The sequence below is a fragment of the Caulobacter sp. 05T431 genome (assembly GCF_056665975.1).
Window position 1 is genome coordinate 98,850 of record NZ_JBFTKU010000021.1, and the last position, 15,169, is coordinate 114,018.

The following is a 15,169-nucleotide window of genomic DNA, read 5'->3' on the forward strand; positions in this document are numbered from 1 at the left end:
ACTCCCCCTCCGGCCCATTCGGRCCACCTCCCCCACGGGGGGAGGAACTTTTGAAGAGGGATCGACGTGGAACAATCCTGGAAACAGGCCAAATCCGTCTTCGCCGCGGCGCTCAGCGCGCCGCTGGTGTGGCTGGTGCTGTTCTTCCTGGTCCCGCTGGCCATCGTCTGGGCCTACAGCTTCGGCCACAACGAGGGCCTGACCCAGATCGCCATCACCGGCACGTTCAAGAACTACGCCCGGGCGATCGAGCCGCTGTACCTGAAGATCTTCCTGAAGTCGGGCTGGATGGCGGCCCTGACCACCTTCCTGTGCCTGGTGATCGGCTTCCCCGTCGCCCTGGCCATCACCTTCGCCTCGCAGAAGGCCAAGACCTGGCTGCTGCTGCTGATCATGCTGCCGTTCTGGACGAACCTCCTGATCCGCACCTACGCCCTGATCGCCGTGCTGCGCAACGAGGGCTACATCAACAAGGGGCTGGAGGGGATCTGGACCCTGGCGGCCAAGGTCCTGCCGCTCCAGCCGTTCCAGCCGCTGGAGATGATGCACACCAATTTCGCGGTGATCGTCGGCCTGGTCTATGTCCACCTGCCGTTCATGGTGCTGCCGCTGTATTCGGCCCTGGACCGCCTGGACAAGTCGCTGCTGGAGGCCAGCCTCGACCTGGGGGCGGGCCACATGCGCACCCTGTTCAAGGTGGTGGTGCCCCTGGCCCTGCCAGGCATCGCCTCGGGCGTGCTGATCACCTTCATCCCGGCCCTTGGGGCCTATCTGACCCCCGACCTGCTGGGCGGTCCCGACAGCCAGATGATCGCCAACGTCATCGAGCGCCAGTTCAAGCGCGCCAACGACTGGCCCTTCGGCKCGGCGCTGTCGTTCCTGCTGATGTATCTGACCTTCGTGGCCATCGCCGTCCAGGCGCTGCTGGGGCGGGGCAAGAAGACCGGGGAGACGGTCTGATGGCCAAGCGCAGCGCTCCCGGCCCCCTCGAATATCTCCGCCGCTGGCAGATGCAGGCCTGGCTGGCCGCCGTGGGGGTGTTCCTCTACGCGCCGCTGATCGCCCTGATGGCCTTCAGCTTCAACGACAGCCGGCGCAACATCGTCTGGAAGGGCTTCACGCTCAAATACTACGACAAGGCCTTCAACGACTCCTCGCTGATCGAGGCCTTCGCCAACAGCCTGACCATCGCGGCCCTGTGCACCGTGCTGAGCGTGGCCCTGGGGGCCATGGTCGCCCTGGTCCTCTGGCGGTTCCGCTTCCCGGGCAAGACGGTGCTGGACGGGGCCCTGGCCCTGCCGATCGTGGTGCCCGAGATCTGTATGGGCGTGGCCATGCTGGTGTTCTTCGCCAAGGTCCTGCCCTGGCCCGTGGGCCTGCCCTGGCCGCTGAACCTGGGGGCCATCACCATCGCCCACGTCTCGTTCTCGTTCCCGTTCGTGGCGGTGGTGGTCCGCGCCCGCATGGCCAGCTTCAACCGCGAGATGGAGGAGGCGGCCCGCGACCTGGGGGCCGGCGAGTGGCGCACGATCAAGGACGTGATCCTGCCGCACATGGCCCCCTCGCTGGTGGCCGGCGCCCTGCTGGCCTTCACGCTCAGCCTGGACGACTTCGTCATCACCTTCTTCACGGCCGGCCCGGACACCGTGACCTTCCCGGTGAAGGTCTATTCGATGGTCCGCTTCTCGGTGACGCCCGAGGTCAACGCCGCCTCGACCATCCTGATCGTGCTGACCGTGATCCTGACGGCCGTGGCGCTGAAGCTGCAGGGCGACCCGGCGGCGACGGCGGGACATGGGGAGAAGGCGTGATGCGCGGATTTTGTGTGTCGGGGGACATCCGGTGACCAGCCAACCCATCATCACCTTCGAGAACGTCACCAAGCGCTTCGGCAAGATGGCGGCCGTCGACGACGTCAGCCTGACGATCCACGAGGGCGAGTTCTTCTCGCTGCTGGGGCCGTCGGGCTGCGGCAAGACCACCCTGCTGCGGATGCTGGCCGGGTTCGAGACGCCGACCGAGGGCCGCATCCTGATCGACGGCCAGGACGTCTCGACCGTGCCGCCCAACAAGCGGCCCGTGAACATGGTGTTCCAGTCCTACGCCGTGTTCCCGCACATGAGCGTGGCCGACAACGTCGCCTACGGCCTGAAGGTCGACCGCGTCGGCAAGGCCGAGCGCGACCGGCGGGTGGAGGAGGCGCTGGACCTGGTCCAGCTGCACGGCCTGGCCGGCCGCAAGCCCGACCAACTGTCGGGCGGCCAGCGCCAGCGCGTGGCCCTGGCCCGCGCCCTGGTGAAACGGCCCCGCGTGCTGCTGCTGGACGAGCCGCTGTCGGCCCTGGACGCCAAGCTGCGCGAGCAGATGCGCACCGAACTGTGCACCCTGCAGGAGAAGGTCGGCATCACCTTCATCATGGTCACCCACGACCAGGACGAGGCCCTGGCCCTGGCGTCGCGCTGCGCGGTGATGAACCGCGGCGTGCTGCAGCAGGTGGCCGGTCCCAGCGACCTCTACGAGTTCCCCAACAGCCGGTTCGTGGCCGACTTCATCGGCAGCGTGAACCTGTTCGAGGGCGTGCTGGCCGTCGACGAGCCCAGCCACGCTGTGGTCAAGTCGCCCGACCTGGACTGCGACATCTTCCTGGACCATGGCGTCACCGGCGCGCGCGGCGGCACGGTCTGGGCGGCCTTGCGGCCCGAGAAGATCGAGCTGCACAAGCGCCCCGAAGGCGGCCCCCCGCCGAACATGGGCGACTGCCCAGTCGGCCAGAACGCGGTGGCCGGGGTGATCAAGCACGAGGCCTATCTGGGCGGCCAGAGCGTCTACGAGGTGGAGATCAAGAGCGGCCGCCGGGTGAAGGTGGCCCGCCCGAACCTGACCCGCTGGGACCAGGAGGACTTCAAGCTGGGCGAGGCCGTGTGGCTGGGCTGGCACGCGTGCTCGCCGGCGGTGTTGTTGTCGTGAGAACCATCCGCCACCTCTCCAACGGTTGTCATCCCGGAAGCCCCGCAGGGGCTGTCCGGGACCCAGGGGACTGGGCTTGCGCGTTGCGGCTCACCTGGGTCCCGGACAAGCGCTCCGCGCTTTCCGGGATGACAACGCATTGTGAGGGCGAGGGGAAATGACCCGCCCCGTCGCCGGCGTCATCTGCTGCACCCGCATCGTCGGGATCGAGCCGGCCCAGGCGGTGATGAACCGCTATGTCGCCGGGGCGATGAAGTACGCCGACGCCGCGGCCCTGCTGGTGCCCTCGATGCCCGAGCTGATGAAGGCCTCCGAGGTCGCCGCGCGGCTGGACGGCCTGATGCTGACCGGCAGCCCGTCGAACATGGACCCGGCCCTCTACGGCCAGGACATCCCCGACGCGCCGGGGCCGTTTGACGCCGGCCGCGACAGCATGACCGCCGACCTGATCAAGGCCATGCTCGACCTGGGCCGGCCCGTCTTCGGCGTGTGCCGGGGCTTCCAGGAGATCAATGTCGCGTTCGGCGGCACGCTGCGGCGGGACATGTCGGCCGACGGCGCGCTCCTGGCCCACCACGCTCCGGACGAGGCCGGCTTCGACGCCATGTTCGACCACGAGCACCGCGTCGACCTGACCCCGCGCGGCGTGCTGGCCACCGCCTTCGGCGCCGAGACCGCCGTCGTCAATTCCGTCCACTACCAGGGCGTGGACCAGCTGGGCGAGGGCCTGCTGGTCGAGGCCCGCGCGCCCGACGGCGTGGTCGAGGCCGTGTCGGCCAAGGTCAACGGCGCGCCGGTGCTGGCCGTGCAGTGGCACCCCGAATGGAACCCCGAGCGGAACCCGCAGAGCCAGGCGTTCTTCGAAGTGTTCGGCCGCGCGCTGCGGGGCGAGGGCCTGCGGCCTCCCGCCTAGTCCGCCTCGAAGGCAAGACGACGAGCACCGCTCGGATCCCGGCGTCCACCGGGATGAGCGGATCTAGAGAACAAGAAAATAGTCCAGGAGAGCCCCCGATGACCGTCCCCATCCGCAACCACGACATCGCCGAGCTCAAGCGCCTGGACCTGGCCCACCACCTGCCGGCCCAGGCCGACCACAAGGTCATCGCCCAGCTGGGCGGCAGCCGGATCATCACCCGGGCCGACGGCGTCTACATCCATGACGGGGAGGGCCACCAGATCCTGGACGGCATGGCCGGCCTGTGGTGCGTCAATGTCGGCTACGGCCGCGACGAGCTGGCCAAGGCGGCCTACGACCAGATGCTGGAGCTGCCCTACTACAACACCTTCTTCAAGACCGCGACGCCGCCGCCGGTGAAGCTGGCCGCCAAGATCGCCGAGAAAATGGGCGGCCATCTGACCCACGTCTTCTACAATTCGTCGGGGTCGGAGGCCAACGACACGGTCTTCCGTCTGGCCCGCCATTACTGGAAACTCAAGGGCCAGCCGGACCGCAAGGTCTTCATCAGCCGCTGGAACGCCTATCACGGCTCCACCGTCGCGGGCGTCTCGCTGGGCGGCATGAAGCACATGCATGTGCAGGGCGACCTGCCGATCGCCGGCGTCGAGCACGTGATGCAGCCCTATCACTTCGGCGAAGGCTTCGGCGAGGACCCGGCGGCCTTCCGCGACCGCGCCGTGCAGGCGATCGAGGACAAGATCCTGGAGGTCGGCCCCGAGAATGTCGCCGCCTTCATCGGCGAACCGGTGCAAGGGGCGGGCGGGGTGATCATCCCGCCGGACGGCTACTGGCCGGCGGTCGAGGCCCTGTGCCGCAAGTACGGGATCCTCTTGGTCTGCGACGAGGTGATCTGCGGCTTCGGGCGGCTGGGCCAGTGGTTCGGCCACCAGCACTACGGCGTGAAGCCCGACATGATCGCCATGGCCAAGGGCCTGTCGTCCGGCTACCTGCCGATCAGCGCCGTGGGCGTGGCCGACCACATCGTCGCTGAGCTGCGCGAGAAGGGCGGCGACTTCATCCACGGCTTCACCTATTCGGGCCACCCGACGGCGGCGGCCGTGGCCCTGAAGAACATCGAGATCATGGAGCGCGAGGGCCTGGTCGAGCGCACCCGCGACGACACGGGTCCCTACCTGGCCAAGGCCCTGGCCACACTGAACGACCATCCGCTGGTGGGCGAGACCCGCTCGCTGGGCCTGATCGGCGCCGTCGAAATCGTGCGCGAGAAGGGGACCAACCACCGCTTCCTCGACAAGGAGGGCGAGGCCGGGCCGATCGTGCGCGACCTGTGCATCGCCAACGGCCTGATGGTCCGCGCCATCCGCGACAGCATCGTCTGCTGCCCGCCCCTGATCATCACCCACGCCCAGATCGACGACCTGGTGGGCATCATCAGGAAGTCCCTGGACGAGGCCGAGCCGGTGCTGCGGGCGCTGAAGCCGGAGGCGGCGGGGTGAGCGATGGCTTATCCACCTGGGCGTCGCGCGCCGTGGCGGACTTCCAGGATCAGAACCCGATCGTCCTTGAGCCTGTAGCGGATCAGATACGGCGCGATCACCGCCAGTTCGCGACGGCCACGGCTTATCGAACGGCCTCGGTCAGGCGAGTCTTCCAACGCGTCGCCCGCCGCCAGCAGTCTTTGACCAAGGCGCTGGGCGGCCAACGGGCTGTGTTGGTCGACGATATAGGTGACGATGGCCTCGATATTGGCCAGCGCGCGGTCGCTCCAGACTACTTCCGCCACGAGTATGGGGTGGGCTGCTGTTCGGGCGTGCCGAGCGTCTTGAGCCATTCGCGAACCCGCGCGTGGGGAACGACGCGGCCAGCTTCGACGTCGGCGTCGGCGGCGGCTTCGGCGAGGCGGTCGGCCTCGTCGTCGATGGCGTCGAAGATCGTGGGTTCGGGCTCGACCATGTCCCACCATAACAGGAACACATCCTGAACGCGACCCCCGGGCCAAGCCCGGGCGAGACGCGAACTTGTMGCCATCCTTAACGAGACTAGACTTCCACAAGCGCGAGGAGCGCCCCCGTGAAGTACAAAGAAAAGAAATCCAAGCCCGCCCCCAAGACCACGCGCGGGGTCGCCACCCTCGACGATGCGCGCGACTGGTTCTCGCGCCAGAACATCGAGGAGATCGAGTGCGTCGTGCCCGACCTGGCCGGGGTGGCGCGGGGCAAGATCATGCCGGTGCGCAAGTTCCTGGGCGCGCCGTCGATGAACCTGCCGCTGGCGGTGTTCTACCAGACCATCACCGGCGACTTCCCCGAGTTCGAGGGGGCGGTGAACGCGGTGCAGTCCGACACCGACATCTTCCTCACCCCGGACCTCGCCACCCTGGCCGTGGTGCCCTGGGCCCAGGACCCGACCGCCCAGGTGATCCATGACGCCTTCCACCCCGACGGCCGGCCGGTGGAGGAGAGCCCGCGCCAGGTGCTGCGCCGGGTGGTGGCCCTGTTCCGCGAGAAGGGCTGGGAGCCGATCGTGGCCCCCGAGATCGAGTTCTACCTGGTCGACAAGAACACCGACCCCGACTACCCGCTGAAGCCGCCGATCGGGCGTTCCGGAAGGCCGGAAACCGGCCGCCAGGGCTATTCGATCGCCGCGGTCAACGAGTTCGACGCCCTGTTCGAGGACATGTACGAATACTCCGAGCGCCAGGGCTTGGAGATCGACACCCTGATCCACGAGAGCGGTGTGGCCCAGATGGAGATCAACCTCCGCCACGGCAATCCGCTGGAGCTGGCCGACCAGGTGTTCATGTTCAAGCGCACCATTCGCGAGGTGGCGCTGGAGCACGAGATCTACGCCACCTTCATGGCCAAGCCGATGGCCGCCGAGCCCGGCAGCGCCATGCACATCCACCAGTCGATCCTGGACACCGACGGCCAGAACCTGTTCTCGGACCCCAAGAGCGGCGACGCCACGCCGCTGTTMTACGCTTTCATCGCGGGCCAGCAGCGCTACCTGCCGGCGATCATGGCGATCCTGGCGCCGTACGTGAACAGCTACCGGCGGATCGCCCGGGACAGCGGGGCGCCGGTCAACACCCAGTGGGGCTACGACAACCGCACCTGCGGCCTGCGGGTGCCGCCGTCCGATCCGGCCAACCGGCGGCTGGAGAACCGCATCCCCTCGTCGGACGCCAATCCCTATCTGGCGATCGCGGCGACCCTGGCGGCCGGCTATCTGGGCATGACCCAGAACCTGTCGCCGACGGCGCCGGTCGACACCGACGCCAGCGTGCGCGGCATCGAGCTGCCCCGGTCGTTGCTGGAGTCGGTGATGCTGTTCGAGGAGGCCAAGCCCCTGGTCGAGATCCTGGGGGCCACCTTCTGCAACGCCTACGCCACGGTGAAACAGGCCGAGTACGAGACCTTCATGCGCACGATCAGCCCGTGGGAACGGGAGTTCCTGTTGCTGAATGTCTGAGGTCGAGGCGGTGACCCCTTGCCCCCTACGGACCGCTTCGCGGTCGTCTTCCCCCGGAGGGGGAAGATGGGCCGTGCGCGCATCCGCCCCCTATGGGGGCGGACAGGCGGCGAAGCCGCCAGGTGGGGGCAAGTAGGTGTTCGCCAACACCGGCCATCCGAACACTTCCTGGTACGCGGCCACCGCCACGTCCTTCCCAAGCCTGCCGGCGCTCGACACCGAAACCCGCGCCGACGTCTGCATCGTCGGCGCCGGCTATACCGGCCTGGGCGCGGCGCTGGAGCTGGCGAAGCGTGGCGTGTCGGTCGTCGTCCTCGAGGCCGCCCAGGTCGGCAGCGGCGGGTCGGGGCGCAACGGCGGCCAGGTCCATACGGGCCAGCGCAACGACCAGGCCTGGCTGGAGAAGACGGTCGGCCGCGACGACGCCCTGGCCCTGTGGCGCATGGCCCAGGACGCCCGCGCCCACCTGCTGGCCCTGATCGGCGAACACCGGATCGCCTGCGACTTCCGCCCCGGCATGATCCACGCCCGCCACAAGCGCGGCGGCGAGGCCGGGGACGCGGCGCACATCGAGCACATGGCCCGCGTCTACGGCTACGATCAGCTGGCCCTGATCGATGAGGGTGCCCTGGCCCACGAGCTGGGGACCGATGTCTATCACGGCGGCCTGGTCGACCGGGGCGGCGGCCACCTGCATCCGCTGAACCTGGCCCTGGGGATGGCCCAGGCGGCGATGGCGGCGGGCGCGGTGATCTTTGAACAGACCCGTGCCGTGGCCTGGCGGCGCGAGGGCACGACGATCCGCGTCGAGACCCCCGTTGGGACCGTCACCTGCGACCAGCTGATCCTGACCGGCGACGGCTATCTGGACGGGATCGCGGGGGGAACGGCGCGGGCCCGGGTGATGCCGATCAACAACTTCATCCTGGCCACCGAGCCTTTGGGCGAACGGGCCGACGCGATCATTCGCAGCAACGCCGCCGTGGCCGACAGCCGGTTCGTGATCAACTATTTCCGCAAGAGCCCCGACGGTCGGCTGATCTTCGGGGGCGGCGAGAACTACCGGCCGGGCTTCCCGCCGGACCTGAAGGGGTTCGTGCGGCGGCACATGCTGAAGGTCTATCCTGACCTGGCCGATGTGGCCGTGACCCACGCCTGGGGCGGGACCCTGGGCATCACCGTCCATCGCTCGCCGTTCGTGCGGGAGCTGGCGCCCGGCGTGCGGATCGCGGCGGGCTATTCGGGGCAGGGGGTGATGCTGGCGCCGTGGTTCGGCAAGCTGCTGGCCGACGCGGCCCTGGGCGAGGGGGAGGGGGTGGCGCTGCTGTCGAAACTGCCAACGCCCCCGTTTCCGGGCGGGCGGTTGCTACGGTGGCCGCTGACGGTGGCGGGGCTCAGCTGGTACGCGCTTAGGGATCGGTTGTGAGTCAGAGGCTCACCCACTTGCCCCCACCTGGCGACTTCGTCGCCTGTCCGCCCCCATAGGGGGCGGAGGACGCCGCGTCGCGCAGCGCTCCTCTTCCCCCCGCGGGGGAAGACGGTCGCGAAGCGACCCGTAGGGGGCAAGTGTTCACCGACGAGGCGCCGCCGATTGACAACCCTCCGCACCCATCCTCCCATCCTCCCATGTCATCGACCACCACCGCCCCCGCCGGAACCGTCGCCACCGCCCTGGCCCACGCCCGGCGGCTGCTGGGCGTCGACCCGCGCCTGGCCGCCGAGCAGGCCGGGGCGATCCTGGAGGCCGTGCCGCGCCACGCCGAGGCGACGCTGATCCTGGCGACTGCCTTGCGGTTGTCGGGTGACTTCCAGCAGGCCCTGGCGACCATCGACCCCCTGTCCCGCGCCTTCCCCCAGTCGCCGGCCGTCCAGCTGGAGCACGGCTGGAGCCTGGCCGCCGCCGGCCAGACCCAGGGCGCCGTCGCCGCGTTCCGCCGCGCGGTCGCCGCCGAGCCCGACCTGGCGGAGGCCTGKCGCGGCCTGGCCGAGGCCCTGGAGCTGGTCGGCGACGAGGCCGGCGCCCAGGTCGCCCGGGCCCGGCAGACGGTCCTGCAGATTAGGGGCGGAGTCCGCGACCCGGCCCTGATGGCGGCCGCCGTCGCCCTGGTCGACGGCAAGCCCGGCGAGGCCGAGAAGGCGCTGCGCGCCCTGCTGGACACCCGCCCCGACGACCCGGCGGCGCTGCGCATGCTGGCCGAGGCGATAGCCAGGCTGGGCCGCCAGGAGGAGGCCGAAGCCCTGCTGGTCCGCTGCCTTGAGATCGCCCCCGGCTTCACCGCCGCCCGCCAGAACCTGGCCACGGTGCTGTACCGGCTGGGCCGGTCGGAGGACGCCCTGGTCCAGCTGGAGCGCCTGCTGGCCGACGAGCCGCGCAACCCGGCCCACCTGAACCTCAAGGCCGCCGCCCTGGCCCGGATCGGCGAATACGCCCAGGCCATCGCCATCTACGAGGACGTGCTGGCCCGTCATCCGCAGCAGCCCAAGGGCTGGATGAGCTACGGCCACGCCCTGAAGACCGTCGGTCGCGCCGCCGACTGCGCCGCCGCCTACCGCAAGGCCGTCGACCAGGCCCCCTCGCTGGGCGAGGCCTGGTGGAGCCTGGCCAACATGAAGACCTACCGCTTCGACGAGGCCGACCTGGCGGCGATGGCCGGGCAGCTGGCGCGACCCGACCTGTCCGACGACGACCGCCTGCACCTGGACTACGCCCTGGGCAAGGCCCACGAGGACGCCGGCCGCTGGGCCGAGTCGTTCGAGCACTATGCGCGCGGCGCGGCCCTGCGCCGGGCCCAGTTGGCCTACGATCCCGAGCGCAACCGCCGGCACGTGGCGCGGTCCAAGGCGGTGCTGACCGCCGACCTGTTCGTCGCGCGGGCGGGCCAGGGCTGCCCGGCGCCGGACCCGATCTTCGTCCTGGGCCTGCCGCGCTCGGGCTCGACCCTGGTGGAGCAGATCCTGGCCAGCCACTCGGCCGTCGAGGGCACCATGGAGCTGCCCGACATCGGCGCGATCGCCAAGCGGCTGGGCGGGGCCAGGACGTCACGCGAGGAGTCCGCCTATCCCGAGGTGCTGACCGCCCTGGACCCGGACCAGCTGGCGGCCCTGGGCCAGGAGTTCCTCGACCGCACCCGGGTGCAGCGCAAGACCGACCGGCCGCTGTTCATCGACAAGATGCCCAACAACTGGGCGCACGTCGGGCTGATCGCCCTGACCCTGCCGAACGCCAAGATCATCGACGCCCGCCGCCACCCGCTGGGCTGCTGCTTCTCGGGCTTCAAGCAGCATTTCGCCCGCGGACAGGCCTTCAGCTACGGCCTGGACGACATCGGCCGCTACTACGCCGACTATGTGGAGCTGATGGCCCATGTCGACGCCGTCCTGCCGGGCCGGGTGCACCGGGTGATCTACGAGGACATGGTCGCCGACCCCGAGACCCAGATCCGCGCCCTGCTGGACTATTGCGGCCTGCCGTTCGAGGAATCCTGCCTGAACTTCCACGAAAACGAYCGCGCGGTGCGCACAGCAAGCTCAGAACAGGTTCGCCGCCCCATCTTCAAGGACGCGGTCGAGCATTGGCAGAACTACGAATCGTGGCTGGACCCCCTGAAGTCCGCTCTGGGACCGGTCCTGACCTGTTACCCCGCCACGCCTGAATTTTGATCAGTCGCTCCGGACCCTGCCATTTCTGCAACAGTCGGCGGAATTGACGTCGGTTTGAATTTTGATCCTTGCGGGCCCGTAACCACGGGATGACCATCGTTCATCTAACGTGTTCCGGGGGAGCGATAATGCCGGTGACCAAGCGTAAAGCGCACGGATCGTCCAAGACGGCGATTTGGACCACGGCCCTTTTGGCCTCATCCATGCTGACGGCGATCACCGCCCAGGCGCAGACCGCCCAAGGGAGCGCTCAGGGGGGCGCGGTGGCGCTGGAAGAGGTGGTCGTCACGGCCCAGAAGCGCTCGGAAAACCTGCAGGACGTGCCGGTCAGCATCCAGGCCCTGGGCGAGGCCAAGCTGGAGCAGTTGCAGGTCCAGAACTTCACCGACTACGTGAAATACCTGCCCAGCGTGTCGTTCCAGACCACCTCGCCGGGCTTCTCCAACGTCTATATGCGCGGCGTGGCCAGCGGCGGCGACGGCAACCACTCGGGCCCGCTGCCCAGCGTCGGCATCTATCTGGACGAACAGCCGATCACCACGATCCAGGGCGCGCTGGACATCCACATCTACGACATCGCCCGGGTCGAGGCCCTGGCCGGCCCGCAGGGCACGCTGTACGGCGCCAGCTCGCAGGCCGGCACCCTGCGGATCATCACCAACAAGCCCACGACGGCCGGCTTCAGCGCCGGCTACGACATCGAGGGCAACGTCATCGACCACGGCGATCCGGGCTATGTGCTGGAGGGCTTCGTCAACCAGCCGCTCAGCGACAAGGTCGCCGTGCGCCTGGTCGGCTGGGCCGAGCACCAGGGCGGCTTCATCGACAACGTCGCCGGCCAGCGCACCTACCCGACCTCGGGCGTGACGGTCAGCAACGGCTACCGGATCAAGGACAACTACAACGACGTCGACGTCTACGGCGGCCGCGCGGCTCTGCGGGTCGAGGCCGGCGACAACTGGGTGATCACCCCCTCGATCATGGCCCAGCAGGAGAAGGTCGGCGGCCTGTTCTCGTACGACCCGTCGGTCGGCGACCTGAAGGTGGCGCACTACTATCCTGAGAGCTCGAACGACAAGTGGTGGCAGGCGGCCATGACGGTCGAGGGCCAGATCAGCAACCTCGACGTGGTCTATGCCGGCTCGTACCTGGACCGCGACGTCGACACCCACCAGGACTACACCGACTACTCGTATTTCTACGACACCCTGGCCGGCTACGGCGCCTACTGGACCGACAACGCGGGCAACCCGGTCGATCCGTCGCAGTACATCACGGGCCACGACGCCTACAGCAAGGTCAGCCACGAACTGCGCATCTCGACCCCGACCGACAAGCGCTTCCGCGTGGTGGGCGGCCTGTTCTACCAGCGCCAGACCCACGGCATCTATCAGAACTACCAGATCGACCAGCTGGGCACCGACCTGTCGGTGCCGGGCTATCCGCACACCATCTGGCTGACCCAGCAGAAGCGGGTCGACCGCGACAGCGCCGCGTTCGGCGAGGCGGCGTTCGACATCACCGACAAGCTGACCCTGACGGCCGGCATCCGCTTCTTCAAGGCCGACAACAGCCTGAAGGGCTTCTACGGCTACGGCCTGGGCTACAGCTCGGGCACGGGCGAGGGCGCCTGCTTCAAGCCCTCCGAGATCAAGGGCTCGCCCTGCACCAACCTCGACAAGCGGACCAAGGAGAACGGCAACACGCCGAAGGTGAACCTCACCTACAAGGTCGACGAGGACAAGCTGGTCTACGTCACCTATTCCGAGGGCTTCCGGCCGGGCGGCATCAACCGGCGCGGCACCCTGCCGCCTTACAGCTCCGACTACCTGAAGAACTACGAGTTCGGCTGGAAGACCACCTGGGCCGACAACCGCTTCCGCTGGAACGGCGCGATCTTCCTGGAGAAGTGGAACGGCTTCCAGTTCGCCCTCCTGGGCGCCAACGGCCTGACCGAGATCAAGAACGCCGGCGCCGCCGAGATCAAGGGCGTGGAGACCGACTTCACCCTGGCGGTGAGCCACGGCTTCACGATCAACGGCTCGGCCGCCTATACCGACGCGGCCCTGACCAAGAACTACTGCGGCTTCGTCGACGCCTCGGGCAATCCGGAGACCAACTGCCCCGATCCCGAGGCTCCGGACGGCACGGCCCTGCCGGTGACGCCGAAGTTCAAGGCCAACATCACCGCCCGCTACGAGTTCGACCTGAACGGCTACGACGCCTTCGTCCAGGGCTCGGCGGCCGGTCAGACCAGCAACTGGACCGATCTGCGGATCCTGGAGCGCGGCATCATCGGCAAGCAGTCGGGCTACGCCACCGCCGACTTCTCGGCCGGGGTCGGGCGCGACAACTGGACCTTCCAGGCCTTCCTCGAAAACGCCTTCGACAAGCGCGCCAGCCTGAACCGCTACGCCGAATGCGCCGAGACCGTCTGCGGAACCCAGGTCTACATCGTGCCCAACCAGCCGCGGACCTTCGGGGTGAAGTTCGGGCAGAAGTTCTAGGGACGGCGCCTCGGTTGGGGACAGGCGCATGCGCCTGTCCCCATTCCAATCATCCGCTCATCCCGGCGAATGCCGGGACCCAGATCCCGGGGCTGAGAGGCTGATTGGAAGAGCTCAGTGCTCTTGGCATCGGCAACACCGCCATTCCATCTGGGTCCCGGCATTCGCCGGGATGAGCGGTGTTGGAGACCATGGACGAACCTCTGTTCCCGTGAAAGCGTAACCGCATGACAGAGACCCACCAGAAGGTCCCCATCCCCCAGGTCACGGGGCCCCGCGCGCCCTCTTCGCGCGAGCTGGGCTTCTGGATGTGCACGGCGCTGGTCGTGGGCAACATGATCGGCTCGGGCGTGTTCATGCTGCCGGCCTCGCTGGCCCCCTACGGCTGGAACGCGGTGTTCGGCTGGCTGGTGACCATCGCCGGGGGCCTGGCCCTGGCCTTCGTGTTCGCCGGGCTGTCGCGCGCGTTCCCCAAGGCCGGCGGACCCTACGCCTACACCCAGGAGGCCTTCGGGCCGCTGGTCGGGTTCATGGTGGCGTGGAGCTACTGGATCTCGCTGTGGGTCGGCAACGCCGCCATCGCCACCGGGGCGGTCAGCTACCTGTCTGTGATCTTCCCGGCCATCGCCAAGGTCCCGGGCATGCACCTGCTGGTCACCCTGGGCGCGGTCTGGCTGATGGTCGGCATCAACATCGCCGGCGCCCGCCTGGCCGGCGGGGTGCAGGTGGTGACCACCGTGCTCAAGCTCTTGCCGCTGGTCGCGGTGGCGGGCCTGGCCTTCTGGATCATCGGCCGCGACCACGGGGCCAGCCTGACCCCGTTCCGCGCGTCCGACATCCATCCCGGCGGCGTCACCGCCGCCGCCACCCTGACCCTGTGGGCGCTGCTGGGCCTGGAGTCGGCCACCGTGCCAGCCGGCAAGGTGGTCGACCCCACCCGCACCATCCCGCGCGCCACCCTGGCCGGGACGGTGTTCACCGGCCTGATCTACCTGCTGGTCTGTTCGGCGGTGGTGCTGCTGACCCCGGTCGACGCGCTGAAGACCTCCAACGCCCCGCTGTCGGACTTCGTGGGCCGCTGGTGGGGCCCGACGGCCGGCCAGCTGCTGGCCCTGTTCGCGGCGATCAGCGCCTTCGGGGCGCTGAACGGCTGGGTGCTGCTGCAGGGCGAGATGCCCTACGCCATGGCCAAGGGCGGGGTGTTCCCGGCCTTCCTGGCCAAGGAGTCGCGGCGCGGCACGCCGGCGCGGGCCCACCTGATGTCGGCTGGCTTCCTGACCGTGCTGGTGGCGATGAACTACGCCAAGTCGATGGCCGAGGTCTTCACCTTCATCGCCCTGCTGGCCACCACGGCCTCGCTGTTCACCTACCTGGCCTGCGCCCTGGCGGCCCTGAAGCTGCAGGCGGCCCGGCGCATCACCCCGACCCTGGCCCTGACGGTGATCGCTGTCCTGGCAGGGGCCTATGCGGTCTTCACCCTGGTGGGGGCGGGCAAGGAGGCTGTGCTGTGGGGCGTCGCCCTGCTGGCCGTGGGGGCGCCGTTCTACTGGCTGACCCGGGGCAGGGGCTCCGGGGCGAAGGAGGGGACACACACTCACCCCGCCGCCTAGCCGATTTCACACAGGTCGTGGGGTGAGTGTGTGTC

General features: G+C 68.9%; 12 protein-coding genes. 10 read left to right on the forward strand and 2 right to left on the reverse strand.

The window, feature by feature from the left end; translation table 11 throughout:
* Positions 1 to 66: 66 nt before the first annotated feature.
* The 5 genes from AC1U89_RS18615 to AC1U89_RS18635 all read left to right on the forward strand — a co-directional run bounded on the left by AC1U89_RS18615 (position 67) and on the right by AC1U89_RS18635 (position 5,382).
* A complete protein-coding gene (locus AC1U89_RS18615) occupies positions 67 to 960 on the forward strand; it encodes an ABC transporter permease (RefSeq protein WP_479901141.1) in 894 nt (297 codons plus the stop codon).
* Positions 960 to 1,811 (forward strand): ABC transporter permease, encoded by an 852-nt coding sequence (locus AC1U89_RS18620; RefSeq protein ID WP_479901142.1) that lies wholly within the window; start codon positions 960 to 962, stop codon positions 1,809 to 1,811. Before AC1U89_RS18615 ends, AC1U89_RS18620 begins: the two co-directional genes overlap by 1 nt.
* The gene (locus AC1U89_RS18625) at positions 1,795 to 2,967 is read left to right on the forward strand and encodes an ABC transporter ATP-binding protein (protein WP_479901143.1); all 1,173 of its coding nucleotides are present in this window, start codon (positions 1,795 to 1,797) and stop codon (positions 2,965 to 2,967) included. Before AC1U89_RS18620 ends, AC1U89_RS18625 begins: the two co-directional genes overlap by 17 nt.
* Before the next feature lie 157 nt (positions 2,968 to 3,124).
* Positions 3,125 to 3,880, forward strand: coding sequence for a gamma-glutamyl-gamma-aminobutyrate hydrolase family protein (locus AC1U89_RS18630; RefSeq protein ID WP_479901144.1), 756 nt, complete (start codon positions 3,125 to 3,127; stop codon positions 3,878 to 3,880).
* A gap of 98 nt (positions 3,881 to 3,978) precedes the next feature.
* Entirely contained in the window at positions 3,979 to 5,382 is a 1,404-nt protein-coding gene (locus tag AC1U89_RS18635) for an aspartate aminotransferase family protein (protein ID WP_479901145.1), read from the forward strand.
* A gap of 8 nt (positions 5,383 to 5,390) precedes the next feature.
* On the opposite strand, the gene AC1U89_RS18640 is transcribed toward AC1U89_RS18635, so the two are convergent.
* Together AC1U89_RS18640 and AC1U89_RS18645 are read right to left on the reverse strand one after the other, a co-directional pair.
* Complete coding sequence (locus AC1U89_RS18640) at positions 5,391 to 5,669, reverse strand: type II toxin-antitoxin system RelE/ParE family toxin (protein WP_479901146.1); 279 nt, start codon at positions 5,667 to 5,669, stop codon at positions 5,391 to 5,393.
* Entirely contained in the window at positions 5,657 to 5,839 is a 183-nt protein-coding gene (locus AC1U89_RS18645) for an antitoxin (protein ID WP_479901147.1), read from the reverse strand. The genes AC1U89_RS18640 and AC1U89_RS18645 overlap by 13 nt, the downstream gene beginning before the upstream one ends.
* Before the next feature lie 117 nt (positions 5,840 to 5,956).
* Between AC1U89_RS18645 and AC1U89_RS18650 the strand changes: the two genes are divergently transcribed.
* The 5 genes from AC1U89_RS18650 (at position 5,957) to AC1U89_RS18670 (ending at position 15,134) form a co-directional block, all read left to right on the forward strand.
* Positions 5,957 to 7,357, forward strand: coding sequence for a glutamine synthetase family protein (locus AC1U89_RS18650; RefSeq protein WP_479901148.1), 1,401 nt, complete (start codon positions 5,957 to 5,959; stop codon positions 7,355 to 7,357).
* 136 nt (positions 7,358 to 7,493) lie between these two features.
* Positions 7,494 to 8,783 carry an NAD(P)/FAD-dependent oxidoreductase gene (locus AC1U89_RS18655; RefSeq protein ID WP_479901149.1) on the forward strand — a complete coding sequence of 430 codons (1,290 nt, stop codon included), beginning with the start codon at positions 7,494 to 7,496 and terminating at the stop codon, positions 8,781 to 8,783.
* 200 nt (positions 8,784 to 8,983) lie between these two features.
* Entirely contained in the window at positions 8,984 to 11,017 is a 2,034-nt protein-coding gene (locus AC1U89_RS18660) for a tetratricopeptide repeat-containing sulfotransferase family protein (RefSeq protein ID WP_479901150.1), read from the forward strand.
* A gap of 203 nt (positions 11,018 to 11,220) precedes the next feature.
* Positions 11,221 to 13,524, forward strand: a complete 2,304-nt coding sequence (locus AC1U89_RS18665) for a TonB-dependent receptor (protein WP_479901151.1) — start codon at positions 11,221 to 11,223, stop codon at positions 13,522 to 13,524.
* A 227-nt stretch (positions 13,525 to 13,751) separates the two neighbouring features.
* Positions 13,752 to 15,134 carry an amino acid permease gene (locus AC1U89_RS18670; RefSeq protein ID WP_479901152.1) on the forward strand — a complete coding sequence of 461 codons (1,383 nt, stop codon included), beginning with the start codon at positions 13,752 to 13,754 and terminating at the stop codon, positions 15,132 to 15,134.
* Positions 15,135 to 15,169 lie beyond the last annotated feature (35 nt).

What these genes read in the sequence shown, in the direction of transcription:
- AC1U89_RS18620 (WP_479901142.1), top strand. Translation starts at nt 960, where the DNA reads ATGGCCAAGCGCAGCGCTCCCGGCCCCCTCGAATATCTCCGCCGCTGG.
- AC1U89_RS18625 (WP_479901143.1), top strand. Translation starts at nt 1,795, where the DNA reads ATGGGGAGAAGGCGTGATGCGCGGATTTTGTGTGTCGGGGGACATCCG.
- AC1U89_RS18630 (WP_479901144.1), top strand. Translation starts at nt 3,125, where the DNA reads ATGACCCGCCCCGTCGCCGGCGTCATCTGCTGCACCCGCATCGTCGGG.
- AC1U89_RS18635 (WP_479901145.1), top strand. Translation starts at nt 3,979, where the DNA reads ATGACCGTCCCCATCCGCAACCACGACATCGCCGAGCTCAAGCGCCTG.
- AC1U89_RS18645 (WP_479901147.1), bottom strand. Translation starts at nt 5,839, where the DNA reads ATGGTCGAGCCCGAACCCACGATCTTCGACGCCATCGACGACGAGGCC.
- AC1U89_RS18665 (WP_479901151.1), top strand. Translation starts at nt 11,221, where the DNA reads ATGCTGACGGCGATCACCGCCCAGGCGCAGACCGCCCAAGGGAGCGCT.
- AC1U89_RS18670 (WP_479901152.1), top strand. Translation starts at nt 13,752, where the DNA reads ATGACAGAGACCCACCAGAAGGTCCCCATCCCCCAGGTCACGGGGCCC.